Here is a 12982-nt window from a genome sequence, read left to right as displayed (position 1 = left end):
ACAGCGCGATTTTGGAGAGCAGCCATGTTCATCACGCGTCGCTTCGCAACTTTTGGAGGTTTAAGTCTCCTTGCCAGCGCTTCGATGACAACTCTGGCCCGTGCGGACTGGGGCGACAATGCCGGTATTGGTGAGGGTCTCGAAGACTTTTGGCTGGCGACCGACGCCTACATCTATGGCTATCCACTCGTCACCATGGAAATGACCCGTAGGGTCATCACCAATGTTGCCAAGCCCGAGGGCACACATGCGCCGATGGGGCAGTTGATCAGACTGCGTGAATATCCAAATGCCTCCTATCGCGACGTAACCGCGCCCAATGCCGATACGCTGTATACCACGGCGTTCTTCGAGGTCGACAAGGAGCCGTGGGTGCTGAGCATCCCCGACATGAAGGGACGATACTATCTGTTCCCGATGCTCGACGGGTGGACAAATGTGTTTCAAGTGCCGGGCAAACGCACGACCGGAACGGACGCGCAGACCTATGCCATCACCGGTCCAGGCTGGACGGGAACGCTGCCGCAGGGCGTGCGGGAGTACAAATCTCCGACCAACATCGTTTGGCTGCTCGGCCGCATCTACTGCACCGGCACTCCAGAAGATTACCAGGCCGTCCATGAACTGCAGGACCAGTGCAAGCTGGTGCCGCTCAGCGCGTATGGAAAGCCCTATACGCCGCCGGAAGGCAAGGTCGATCCATCGATTGACACGAAAATGGCCGTGCGCGAGCAGGTGAACCGGATGGATGCGGTGGCCTACTTCACGCTGCTCGCGCAGCTCATGAAGTCCAATCCTCCCGCCGTCGCCGATGCGCCCGCGCTCGCCAGGTTCGCCAAGATCGGGCTTGTGCCCGGTAAGGATTTTGATGCGAGCAAGCTCAATGCGGACTTCGCCAAGCGAATTCCGGAGATTGCCTTCGACCGCATCATGCTTCAGTTCAAGCTCAACAAGGATGTGCAGCACATCAGTGGCTGGAATTTCACCACCAAGACCGGCCTTTATGGCACGGACTACCTGATGAGGGCGCTCGTTACCGCGATCGGACTGGGCGCCAACCGGCCGCAGGATGCGGTTTATCCGACCTCGCTCAAGGATGCCCACGACGACGCGTATGATGGAGCCAACAAATACGTGGTCCGTTTCGATAAGGGACAAACCCCGCCGGTCGAGGGCTTCTGGTCGATCACGATGTACGACGCCCAATATTTCTTCGTCGCAAATCCGATCAATCGCTATTCGATCAGCCCACGTCAGAATTTGAAATCGAATCCAGACGGGTCGATTGACATTTATGTCCAGAAGGACTCGCCGGGCGCGGACAAGGAATCAAATTGGTTGCCCGCACCAGCTGGCAAATTCATCCTCATGCTGCGGATGTACTGGCCCAACGAAAGCGGTCCATCGATCCTTGATGGAACTTGGACGATCCCTGAGGTGAAGAAGGCAAGCTCGTGAGCGCCGGACGACATAGGCGGCGACCATAAATGAGCCGGTGGCGCGGGCGCAACGGTGAGAGGAGGTGCCGGGCACGGAGCCCCAATGTCTCCTCCTGGCCCTTAAGAGACAGGCTGTTCACACCTCTGGGAATGTCGGTTTGGAAACGTAGAGCGGACATTCGGCCGAGATAGGAAAATCCGAAAAAGACTTGACGCGTCGGGCAAATCACCTCTAAAGTGGCATCGTCGAAAGAGTTCGCATCGACCCGGGCGGAGAAATCCGCCGCGGGTTTTTTGTTTCGATACAAGCTGTGAGGCGATGCTGTCCCGTTACTAAACGGTCTGTAGCCGAACGTCCGCTTCTAATGGGAGGGCAGACCAACCTGCGGCTAAGCCGAGACTGCAGCTTTTGACCCGAAGGCGACCTTGGGAAGATCCGGCTATTGAGGCAGTTGGATGCATTTATCGTCGTGCCGCTCACCCGCTGCTCGGCGAGACTGAAAGGACATGCAAGAGCGGTTGCGGCGAGACCGATATTTCTCCGACAAATGGGCGGTCGTAGGCGGCGATAAGGAGGATGGAAGCCGCTATGCTCGTCGCAAACAGCGCGAGTGAAACCAGACCTGCCAGGGGATCGTCGCAGTGGACGAAGGCAATTGTAACCAGAGCGATGACCGCTTGCAGCAGCAGGCACGACCACTTCACTATGTTCACCTGGTCGCGGCTGACGAGGATGCGATGCCGGCGCGCGTCAAGCGCCGTCTCGAGGGAGCTTACGATCTCGCGCTGAGCAATCTCCTGGCCCGAACCGGCCGTCGTCAGCGAGAGAACGAGTTGCAGCGCCTGGACGAGTGCCGGCGAGGGTACGTTCAGCGAAGCGGTTTCGGCTCCCTGAGCCATCATGGGCCATTCCACGGTCGCGGCTCGCTGGACATATTCGCTCACCAGGCTGCGCAATTTGTTCTCCGGCTCGCCCGGGAAGCTTGCGCCCAGAATGAGGACGGATCGAAGCGCGGAGGCCTCGCGGCTGACCTCGGTGCTGGCGCGGTCATTGTCCCTCCAGACCTGCGCGGCCGTAAACACGACGAACAGACCAAAGACAACGCCGAGCGGCGATAGCATGCCCGCTGAAATCGCTTTGAAAGATCTTATTCGCTTGTGCGTCGCGGCCGCCAACACGCCAATGTAGATCACCAAGGCTACCAGATAGACGCCCCCGAAGATGACCAGCGCCATCCATGGTATGGGCAGATTGTGCAACCAGTCGCTCATCTGTTGCCCCATCGGTTGCGCTGGCTTCGGCTTTGATCGCGTGTAGTCCGTTTGCGAGAAGCTGCAGCGCGGGTCACGCGTAACCGAATGATACATGCATCTGGCGCAAACGCATTCTTAATCTGACCGTTAGCGTAAGGCGGTATTGATCGGGTTCCATTGGAGTCCCGACGGCGCCGGCGCAATGCGACAAGAACGGAGCCGGTACGCTTCGTGTCTGTCGGCATGAGTCGCGCGTGTCTCGCCGTTGGAGATCCAATTGGTGCGGCATGAGTCCGGTTCTGGCCCTAAAGAGAAAAACTGACATACTTCAGGAAATGTCGGTTTGGAAACGTAGAGTGGACATTCGGTTAGATAGGAAAATCCGAAAACGCTTGACGCGTCGGGCAAATCACCTCTAAAGTGGCATCATCGAAAGAGTTCGCATTAACCCGCGCGGAGAAATCCGCCGCGTTTTTTTGTCGCGATACCAACCATGCGGCGCTGGGCTCATGGCTGGCAATTTAGGGCCGAGTCCGCTTTCAATACGAGAGCGGCCAACATGCGGCTCAGCCGAGACGGCCGCTCTTGACCCTAAGCCGACTTCGGCTGTCGTCCACGCTTCTTTAGGATGATCGTTTCTGAATGCAGCGACGCTGTCGCATTCCGAGCCTCGTGCCTTAATTTGTGGTAACTAGTGTCCTAAAGGTCTGAGTGCACCACGGAGGAAACGAGCCATGAGGACCGCGTTGCTCACGGCGACCGCGCTGATTACCTTGTCGTCTCTGGCTGTCGCGCAACAGCTTCCCACAAGCACGGCCCCTAAGGCGAATGCCGTGGTTGATCCCGCAACACCCAAGGAACGGGCCAACGATGGGAAGGCCCCCGGCGGGGACAGACTCCACTATGATGTGCCTTGCCGAGTGTCGTCAGTCGGTACATGCGTCACGCCGGAACCGCCGCCGCGATATAGGCCAAAACCCTGATCCAAACAGGTCGCATCTTGATGACCGTGTCGCCTTGTGGCCCTCAAGAGACAAACTGACGTGTTGCAGGAATGTCGGCTTGGAAACATAGAGTGGACATTCGGGAAGATAGGAAAATCCGAAAAAGCTTGACGCGTCGGGCAAAACACCTCTAAAGTGGCATCATCGAAAGAGTTCGCATCAACCCGCGCGGAGAAATCCGCCGCGGGTTTTTTCATTCCTATACCGAGATCGGACGGCGGCTGCGCTTCGCGGCCTCGCCCTCGTTGAAGCGCGTTCATTGAGCGCCGATCAGCGCGCCGTCGTCCGAACCATGATTGGCCGTGCACGCGCGAACGTGCCGGCCCGCGGCGCGAGCCAGTTGCTTGCGCCGCCGCGGCCCCCGGGTGGGGATAGGGTTCGCGCCCGAAATGAATCGCGCTTCGTTTCGCGATCTGCCGCGCTTTTGCTTTTTTGGGAGCCGCCAATGACAGCCTATCTGATCTCGCTCGCGCTTGCGGGCCTGCTTTCGATCGTCTTGTGGGAGACAGTTTCATGAATGAGGATTTGGCGTGCGAGCACGAGAGCGACGCAGTCCGCCCGCTTGTCGCCAAGAGGACTTCCAGGGCGAGAACCCTGACTGAAATTCGGTCCGTGGCGCGCAGCCACACCAGAGCCGCCATTAACGTCCTTGTCGGCGTCATGCGCAGCGAGGATGCAACACCGGCCGCGCGCGTCTCCGCCGCAAACGCGATCCTGGATCGCGGCTGGGGCAAGGTCGCGCACGGAGGCGAGGACGTCGAAGACGGGGTGTTGCAGCTGATCCACCGGATCGAGCGCATCATCGTGCATCCGGTGATATCGGCCAGTGGAGACCCCAGCGATTGAGCTGCGTCCCTGCTTGACGGCCCTGCCTGGCTTAGGTGCGCTGCACCTGGTCGCTGCAATAGGACGGCTTCTGGCGGTCGCCAGTGAAATGTCCGTTTTTGATGATCCAGAGGGTGACGGTCCTGTCGTGTCCATCCTGAGAATCCCGACAGCCAAGATCTTCGAGCCGCTGCTGAAGCCCGCGCGCTACAAGGGCCTTTACGGCGGCCGGGGCTCCGGTAAATCGCATTTCTTCGGCGAGCTGCTGGTCGAGACCTGCCAGTCCGAGCGCGGCACGCTTGCCGTTTGCATTCGCGAGGCGCAGCGGACGCTGGCGCAATCTTCGAAGCGGCTGATCGAGGGCAAGATCGCGAGCCTCGGGCTCGGTCACGGCTTCAAGGTCTTTAGCGACAAGATCAAGACGCCCGGCGATGGGCTCATCATCTTCCGCGGGCTGCAGGATCACACGGCCGAAACCATCAAATCCCTGGAAGGATTTCGCATTGCCTGGATCGACGAGGCGCAAAGCTTGAGCGCGCGCAGCCTGGCGCTGCTGCGGCCGACCATCCGCGCGAAAGATTCCGAGCTGTGGGCGAGCTGGAATCCCCGGCGCAAGAGCGATGCGATCGATGATTTTCTGCGCACCCGCAAGCCCGAAGGCGCGGTCGTCGTAAAGGCAAACTGGCGCGACAATCCCTGGTTTCCGGACGTGCTCAGGGAGGAGCGCTTGCTCGACCAGAAGCTCTATCCGGAGCGCTACGATCATATCTGGGAGGGCGAGTATGCACGCGCCTTCGAGGGCGCCTATTTCGCCACGCTGCTGTCCGAGGCGCGCGCGCAGGGGCGGATCGGGAAGGTTGCCGCGGATCCTCTGCTGCCGCTGCGCGCCTTCATCGATATCGGCGGCGCGGGCGCTGCGGCGGATGCCTTCACGATGTGGGTTGTCCAGTGGGCCGGAGGTGAGATACGCGTGCTCGATTATTATGAGAGCGTCGGCCAGGTGCTGGCGTTCCACGTCAACTGGCTGCGCTCGCGTGGCTATGACAATGCCATCCTCTATCTGCCGCATGACGGCGTCGCCACCAGCAACATCACCGGCAAGCGCTACGAGGATCATCTTCGCGAGGCAGGTTTTACCGTGGAGCCGCCGGTGAAGAACCAGGGGCCGGGCGCCGCGATGATGCGGATCGAAGCGCTGCGGCGCCTTTCGCCGCAGCTCTGGTTCAATGCGGAGACGACAGAACCTGGCCGCGAGGCGCTCGGCTTCTATCACGAGCGCAAGGACGAGACGCGCAACATCGGGCTCGGCCCCGAGCACGACTGGTCGAGCCATGCCGCCGACGCGCTCGGCCTGATGGCGATCTGCTACGAGCAGCCGGGCAGGGCGGCCGCATTCAACCGGCCGATCCGCTATCCCGAGCAGGGATGGGTCTGACGTCGTTCAACGAGAAAGTTTTGTGATGCCAAAGATGTCAATCTCCGAAGTGAAGGCCATGCTTGCCTCCGAAAAGGCCAATGCGCTCGCCGCGATGTCGACGGCGCGGCTCGCCGAGGAGCGGGCCGATGCCATGGATTACTATCTCGGCGACATGCGCAAGGACATGCCGGCGCAGGAGGGCCGCTCGCGCGCGGTGTCGACCGACGTCGCCGACACGATCGAAGGCCTGATGCCGTCGTTGATGGATATCTTCGCCGGCGCCGATGAGGTCGTGCGCTTCGAGCCGGTGGGACCCGAGGACGAGGCGGCCGCGCAGCAGGAGACGGATTACGTCAACCACGTCTTCATGCAGCAGAACCCCGGCTTCATGATCCTGTATTCCTTCGTCAAGGACGCGCTCTTGTCCAAGGTTGGCGTCGTCAAGGTTTGGTGGGAGGAGCGGGAGGAGGAGAGTCGCGAGACCTATTACGATCTCACCGACGACCAGTTCGCGCTGCTTGCGCAGGAGGTCGCGGAATCGAACGGCGCGATGAAGATCGTCGCGCACTCGGTTCATGGTGCCATTGCTTCGGGCGAGCAAACTGAAGCGACGAGCTGAAGGAGTGCCTTTGCGATATCGGGCCGCATACGTGAGCGTCGTCGTAGCCCGGCAGACTGGTGGTCTCATCCAGGGCGATGTGCGCAACGGCGGCTGCCGGCTCGGCTTATCGCGACCTCTGGTACCGCGCGCAGGCAAATGGGCTATCGCGGAAGGCTCGACCTATGGTAGTGCGATGCTCCAAGCCATTTGAGCGGATTCACTTGAGGGGGTAAGGCATGCGACGGCAGCTTCGTTGGATCGTGGTAACGACGGCACTGGTGACGACGTGCGTCGTGTGCGCGCCTGCGATGGCGATCGATACTTACCTGTTCGATGTGATCAAGAAGCCAGCCTACGCGCAGGCCTTGACGAGCCTGCTCGATCACGCCGGCAAGCTGCCGAGCTGGACCCGGGAAGTTCTCAAGAGGAAGGGCTCTTATACAGGTGGATCCGCCACGCCTGCGGTCATTTCCGGGATCACCTATGAGATGTTTACCGTCTGCACGATGGAATATAGTTGCACCGACACCAATCTGGCCGTCATGTTTGCGCCGAACGGCACCCAGGCATGGGGTGTGCTCGTCCAGGAAGGGGCCATGTCCTACCTCGGCGCACCGAGCGACGCGCAGCTACAGGCGATGCGAGGGGCGCTCGAGGCCCATGATGCCAAGTGGGGGGACCGTCGTGGAAGTAATGCAACGAAGCCGTAGAGATTAGCGACCTTCGGCGTGCCTCCCTCTGGATTGATCGCCCCGCCGCTGCCCAATGCTTGCTACATGTTGACATGGATCGCGGCGCTACGCGCGCCGGACGCCTGCGCGCTCGCGCCGACGGCGCACTGAACACACACGCCAAGTTTGGAGTTGAGCGGCGGTCCTCGCGGACCGCCGTTTTCGTTTGCGGAGGATAAATGGATATTTCCGACAAGATCACCGGGGCAGAGAGCCGAGGCGACCCGAAAGCGAAGGCGTCGACCTCGAGCGCGACCGGGCTGGGGCAGTTCATCAATGGGACCTGGCTCGACATGATCAAGCGCTACCATCCCGAGCTGATGGACGGCAGATCGACGGCCGAAATCCTCGCGATGCGCACCGACCCGGATCTCTCGAAAGAGATGACGGCCAAGTACGCGGCGGAGAACGAAGCGAAGCTTCGCCGGGCCGGCCTTCCCGTCACGCCGGGCTCAGCCTATCTCATGCACTTTGCCGGCCCGGGCGGTGGCATCAAATTGATGAACGCGGATCCGAATACGCCGGTGGAATCGATCCTCGACGACGCCGCCATCAAGGCCAACCCCTTTCTGCGGGGCAAGACGGCCAGTTGGGTCATGGCCTGGGCCGATAAGAAGATGGCGAACGCCGCAGCGCCAAAGTCGAACGTGGAGGCTCAGCCCGCGCCTCGGGGCGGGCAACCCACGCCTTATCTCGCGCAGACGCAGGCCGTGGAGCCGGCATTCGGTGCGACCAGTTGGCCGCCGCAACCCACCTCGCCCAACGTGTTGTCGCCGGATGGGGCCCGCCCTTTTGCAGCGGCGCCACGCGTCGCGCCGATTCCGTTGATGGATGGAACGACACGGGCCCAACAGGCGCTCGACAATTCGCTCCCGGCTCCGGGCGTCGCGCCCTGGGACCTCTCCCATCGCTTCGGCGCCTGGGATACCCTCGGGGGTGTATCCGGACCAGCGATGTCAGATGGAAGCGCCGGCCTTGGCCAAACCGGTGACGGCAACGGCCTCGGCACCGGCGACCAGCGATTTGCCAGGATGGATGCCGATCCGTCCTTGCCGCTTGAGGCAGGCCGATCGCCTGCGATCACCAGCGGCACGCGATCGCTTCCAGCCGTGCGGTTTCCACTTGAGGCGCTGCTTGCGCCCGACCGCAATCGCGTGCTGGATCAATGGGCCTCGTCCTCGCCGCGCAGAGATGTGTCTCAACCCAGGCAAGGTGCTTCGACCGGCCTATCCGGCCGATCAGCCGCAGGGATCGATCCATCCAATCCCGATTCTTCGCCGGCAGGCGGACTGCTCGGCTTGATCCAGGAATATATGCGTAACAACGCTTACTAGCTCGAGCGTCGCCAGCCTCTAGCGGCGCGCCTCTATGCCGAACTGAGAGTTCAATCAAACATGCCCATTCCCTTGCTTGCCCTGGCGCCGCCGGCGCCAATGGGGTCTCCCGTCACGCATGACGTCATCATCGTCACCACGCGCAAGCGCGCCCAGGCGCGGGTGATGAGCGTGCCGCCGGAGGAATTCGGTATCGAGCGCGGTGCGCGTAGCATCCGCGACTGCAACTATTGCTTCCACGAGGTCGTCACCAGGACCGAAGGACAGTTGATCGCGGAAGGTTTTGACGCCGGCCAGATCAGGGCGCTGCGGCCGCACACCGGCACGACCGAGATCGAGACGCTGGCGCGCGACACGGTGGAGGAGCATCTGTCCGCGACCGCCGGCGGCGCCAGCGCCAACACCGCGGCGCGGCTCGTGCGCATCACCGAGCATTATGTGCGAATGGACTATGAAGGCTCGGGACGGCCGTGCCTCTACCAGGTCGTCACGGGTGGCGAGCAAAGCGAGATCCTGCGCAAGGACGGCAAGGATTGCATCACGCCGTTCGACGAGATCCCGTTCGCGACGACGACGCCGGTGCCGGTGACGCATCGCTTCTTCGGCCGCTCGATCGCCGACCTCGTGATGCCCTTGCAGCGCGAGAAGACTGCGCTGAAACGCGGCGCGCTCGACAATCTCTATCTGCACAACAATCCTCGCGTCGAGGTCGCCGAGCAGAACGCCGGCCCCAATACGCTGGACGATCTCCTGGTGTCGCGGCCAGGTGGCGTGGTCCGGACCAAGACGACGGGCGGGCTCAACTGGCAGGTGGTGCCTGACATCACCTCCTCGATCTATCCGATGCTGCAATATCTCGATGCCGAGCTCGAGCTTCGCACCGGGCTCGGCAAGCAGGCGCAGGGGATCGACGCCAACGCATTGCAGAACCAGTCGGCCACCGCGGTCGCGCAGGTTTTTTCCGCCTCCCAGATGCGGGTCAAGCTGATTGCGCGCATCATGGCGGAAGGCGTGCGCGATATCTTTGCGCTGTTGCACGGCACGATTCGCAAGCATGGTGGGCGACAGGACACGGTGCGGCTGCGCAACGCCTGGGTGGACGTCGATCCGCGCAACTGGAAGACCCGCGACGACATGACCATCAACGTCGGTCTTGGTTCGGGCGGCAAACTTCTAGTCTGGGACAAGGTCCTGGGCCTTGGGCAGACAGATGCGCTGGCAGGATTTGCCTCGGTCACGGCAAATCTCGTGGTCTCATTCTATTTCGCCAAGCGTGGGTTCGAGAACGTCGCAAGGATCATCAAGCGGTGAGCATTCGGGACGACGAGATCAGGGCGATCGTGGTCGAAACGTTGGCCGAGCAGCAGAGGCTTCAGCACGAAGGTATCGACGCAATCGTCTCGAAGGCTGTCGCCTCGATCCTGGCATCGCTCGGCATCGAAGATGACGATCGCAAGGAATTGAGGGCGGACTTCCAGCACCTTCGCCGATGGAGAAGGAGCGTGGAACAGGCTCAGAGCTACACCTTCAAGGCGGTCATCACCGTGATCGCGACCGGCCTGATCGGTGCGCTCTGGCTGGGCGTCAAGGTCGTGCTGAGCAAATGAGCAAGGGTAGCGGCATCGCGGCCGAAGATCCGTCTTGTTTTTCAGAGGGCGAGCTTGTGTACCGCATTCGAGCTGTTGACGGCGACGACGACGAGGTCGCCGAGATCCTCCGCGATCTTCATCAATGGACCTTCTTCGGGACCGCAGCCGTTCCACACTTCGGATCGGGATCCTGGTGGCTCGCCTATGACGGAGCCCAAGCCGTCGCATTTGCGGGCGTCGTGCCTTCCACACATGCCCGCAACAGCGGATATCTTTCTCGGGTTGGAGTCTTGCAAAAGCATCAGGGGCGCGGACTGCAACGCAGACTGATGCGGGCGGTTGAGGTGCAGGCGCGGCGGATCGGTTGGGAGAGCATCGTTTCGGACACGACCGACAACAGGATATCGGCGAACAACTTCATCAGGACGGGCTACCGTCTTTATGAGCCGGAGGTGCCGTGGGGGTGGAGGAACACGCTCTACTGGCGAAAGCGGCTGAACCCGGGTCTGGGTGGGTGATGCTTCCGTGAAGCGGAATGCACCACGCAACAGCATGGCACGGTCTCGCCTTTGAGGGGCGAGGGACCGCCATCCGTTGCGTGAAAGCGGCCCGGCAGCAGGACGGCTGCCGGGCCGCCTTTGCGTTTCGATCGACTCGTTGCGCTGGCGATCTTCAATGGTGATCGAAAGCGGGCAGGGGACTTGCATCGTGCCGTGGCGCGCGCTTTAAAGTCGGTATTCGGCGGCCACAAGCCGATGTAGGGAGTGAGCGCGCATGTTCGATCAGCCGCAACTGCCGGAGCGCCCACCGCGCGCCGGGAACGGACCTACGGCACTCGACGGACTGCTGGTCATCGATTTCACGCGCGTGGTTGCGGGACCTGCCTGCACGCAAATGCTCGGCGATTTCGGCGCGAATATCATCAAGATCGAGAATCCCGACGGCGGCGACGATACACGGGCCTATGAGCACGCCGAGATCGGAGGCGAGAGCGCAGCCTTCCTCAGCCTCAATCGCAACAAGCGCGGCATCGCGCTGGATCTCGCGGTATCCGCCGCGCGCGACGTGGCACGCGAGCTGATCCGCAAGGCGGACGTGGTCGTCGAGAATTTCTCGGGCGGCGTCATGAAGAAGTTCGGGCTCGATTATGAATCGGTCGCGCCGATCAACCCGCGGCTGATCTATTGCTCGATCTCAGCCTATGGACGGACCGGGCCGTTTGCCTCGCGGCCCGGCTTTGATCCCATCACCCAGGCCGAGAGCGGCTTCATGTCGCTGAACGGTTTCCCTGATGGCCCGCCGGTCCGGACCGGTCCGCCGATCGTCGACATGGCGACAGGGATGGCCGCCGGCAACGCTATCCTCCTTGCGCTGCTGGCCCGGGAGAAGCTGGACCGCGGGCAGCACGTTGAGGTCGCATTGTTTGACATTGCGATGGCCATGACCGGCTTTTATGGCATGGCCTATCTGATCAACGGCCAGAATCCAGGACGATTTGGCAATTCGCCTAGCGGTTCTCCCACGGTCGGAGTTTATGAGGCGTCTGACGGGCCGCTCTATATGGCCTGCGCCAATGACAGGCTTTACCGGCGTCTGGTCGTCGAGGTGCTGGATCGGCCTGAGCTCATCAACGATCCTCGCTTTTCGACGCGGAAGGCGCGTTCCGAACACAAGGAGAAGCTGCGCGCTGCCATTGCAGAGGTGTTTGCAGGCGACCGCCTCGAGAACTGGATGACGAAGATGAAGCAGGCCAGTATCCCGGTCGGCTATCTTCGCACCGTCGAGGAAGGCTTCAATGCGCCCGAGGCGCGAGAGCGTCAGCGGCTGAACCGGATCCCGCACCCTACGGCGGGCTGGGTGCCCAACATCGAATCTCCGGTGTCCATGAACCTCACGCCCGCAGTTGAGCCCGTCGCGGCGCCGCTGCTCGGTGAGCACACCAGGGACGTCTTGCGCGAGACGCTTGGCTACGACGAGCGACGGCTCGCCGAGCTCGCGGAGAACGGCGCCTTCGGTGCCGGCCGACGATCGGGGGTAACCGATCCCTGAACGTCGTCCCGGGTCGGAAGCATCGGTGAATGGAAGGGAGTAACGATGGACATCGAACTCTACGGCTTCTGGCGATCGATCGCGTCGTTTCGCGTGCGGGTGGCGCTGAAGCTCAAGGCTCTTCCGTTCAAGGAAATTCCCATCGACATCATGTCCGGCGAGCAGTTCACGCCCGACTATGAGGCCGTGAACGCGGAGCGCATCGTGCCAACTTTGGTGCACGACGGATACCGGGTGTTTCAGTCGCTTGCGATCATCGAATATCTCGACGACGTCAGTCCCTGGCCGAGGTTGTTGCCGACGGATCCGGCCGATCGCGCATATGCGCGCTCGCTGGCTCTGGTGACGGTCGCGGACGCCCATCCGCTGGTGACGCCGCGCGTGCGCAATCATCTCGCAAAGGCATTCGGGGCAGATGGTGGGGCGATCACAGGATGGGCCGAGCATTGGGCGCGCGAGGGGCTGGCGACCTATGAGCGGCTCCTGGCCAGGCGATCGCCGGCGCCGTTCGCCCTGGGCGCCACGCCCGGGATGGCCGATATCTGCATCGCGGGGCAGGTTGTAGGGGCCCATTTCCTCAAGCTGGACATGGCGCCGTTTCCAACCGTGGCCAGGTTCGCGGATCGTTGTTTCGCGCTGCCGGCCTTTGCGACGTCTCATCCTTTCGAGCAGCCCGGGTACAAGGCCGAATCTAGCCGCTGACATGGCATCGTCTTGCTTTGGCGGGCTTCCGGCCGCA

At 61.9% G+C, this 12982-nt stretch carries 11 protein-coding genes and 1 pseudogene; 11 read left to right on the top strand and 1 reads right to left on the bottom strand.

Annotated features, from left to right (window positions below; translation table 11 throughout):
• Positions 1 to 24 precede the first annotated feature (24 nt).
• Complete coding sequence (locus Q3C01_RS29575) at positions 25 to 1458, top strand: DUF1254 domain-containing protein (RefSeq protein ID WP_458148818.1); 1434 nt, start codon at positions 25 to 27, stop codon at positions 1456 to 1458.
• Positions 1459 to 1916: 458 nt separating this feature from the next.
• Here the strand turns inward: Q3C01_RS29575 and Q3C01_RS29570 are convergent, their stop codons facing one another.
• Positions 1917 to 2711 (bottom strand): bestrophin-like domain, encoded by a 795-nt coding sequence (locus tag Q3C01_RS29570; RefSeq protein ID WP_458148817.1) that lies wholly within the window; start codon positions 2709 to 2711, stop codon positions 1917 to 1919.
• A gap of 1499 nt (positions 2712 to 4210) precedes the next feature.
• Here Q3C01_RS29570 and Q3C01_RS29565 point away from each other — a divergent pair.
• The 10 genes and pseudogenes from Q3C01_RS29565 to maiA all read left to right on the top strand — a co-directional run bounded on the left by Q3C01_RS29565 (position 4211) and on the right by maiA (position 12945).
• Complete coding sequence (locus Q3C01_RS29565) at positions 4211 to 4543, top strand: hypothetical protein (protein ID WP_458148816.1); 333 nt, start codon at positions 4211 to 4213, stop codon at positions 4541 to 4543.
• Between the two features lie 127 nt (positions 4544 to 4670).
• Positions 4671 to 5957 (top strand): PBSX family phage terminase large subunit, encoded by a 1287-nt coding sequence (locus tag Q3C01_RS29560; RefSeq protein WP_458148815.1) that lies wholly within the window; start codon positions 4671 to 4673, stop codon positions 5955 to 5957.
• Positions 5958 to 5982: 25 nt separating this feature from the next.
• Entirely contained in the window at positions 5983 to 6558 is a 576-nt protein-coding gene (locus Q3C01_RS29555) for a portal protein (RefSeq protein ID WP_458148814.1), read from the top strand.
• Positions 6559 to 6776: 218 nt separating this feature from the next.
• On the top strand, positions 6777 to 7250 hold the full coding sequence (locus tag Q3C01_RS29550; protein ID WP_458148813.1) for an Ivy family c-type lysozyme inhibitor: 474 nt from the start codon (positions 6777 to 6779) through the stop codon (positions 7248 to 7250).
• A gap of 200 nt (positions 7251 to 7450) precedes the next feature.
• Positions 7451 to 8605: a lytic transglycosylase domain-containing protein gene (locus tag Q3C01_RS29545; protein WP_458148812.1), complete on the top strand. Its 1155-nt coding sequence runs from the start codon at positions 7451 to 7453 to the stop codon at positions 8603 to 8605.
• A gap of 60 nt (positions 8606 to 8665) precedes the next feature.
• A pseudogene (locus tag Q3C01_RS29540) lies at positions 8666 to 9715 on the top strand (portal protein); the annotation flags it as partial.
• Positions 9716 to 9912: 197 nt separating this feature from the next.
• Entirely contained in the window at positions 9913 to 10212 is a 300-nt protein-coding gene (locus Q3C01_RS29535) for a hypothetical protein (RefSeq protein ID WP_458148811.1), read from the top strand.
• Positions 10209 to 10712 (top strand): GNAT family N-acetyltransferase, encoded by a 504-nt coding sequence (locus tag Q3C01_RS29530; RefSeq protein WP_458148810.1) that lies wholly within the window; start codon positions 10209 to 10211, stop codon positions 10710 to 10712. The genes Q3C01_RS29535 and Q3C01_RS29530 overlap by 4 nt, the downstream gene beginning before the upstream one ends.
• Positions 10713 to 10968: 256 nt before the next feature.
• The gene (locus Q3C01_RS29525) at positions 10969 to 12243 is read left to right on the top strand and encodes a CaiB/BaiF CoA transferase family protein (RefSeq protein ID WP_458148809.1); all 1275 of its coding nucleotides are present in this window, start codon (positions 10969 to 10971) and stop codon (positions 12241 to 12243) included.
• A 45-nt stretch (positions 12244 to 12288) separates the two neighbouring features.
• Positions 12289 to 12945, top strand: a complete 657-nt coding sequence (gene maiA, locus Q3C01_RS29520) for a maleylacetoacetate isomerase (protein ID WP_458148808.1) — start codon at positions 12289 to 12291, stop codon at positions 12943 to 12945.
• Positions 12946 to 12982 lie beyond the last annotated feature (37 nt).

The organism is Bradyrhizobium sp. UFLA05-109 (genome assembly GCF_054185165.1).
This window is presented reverse-complemented; position numbering and strand designations above follow the sequence as displayed.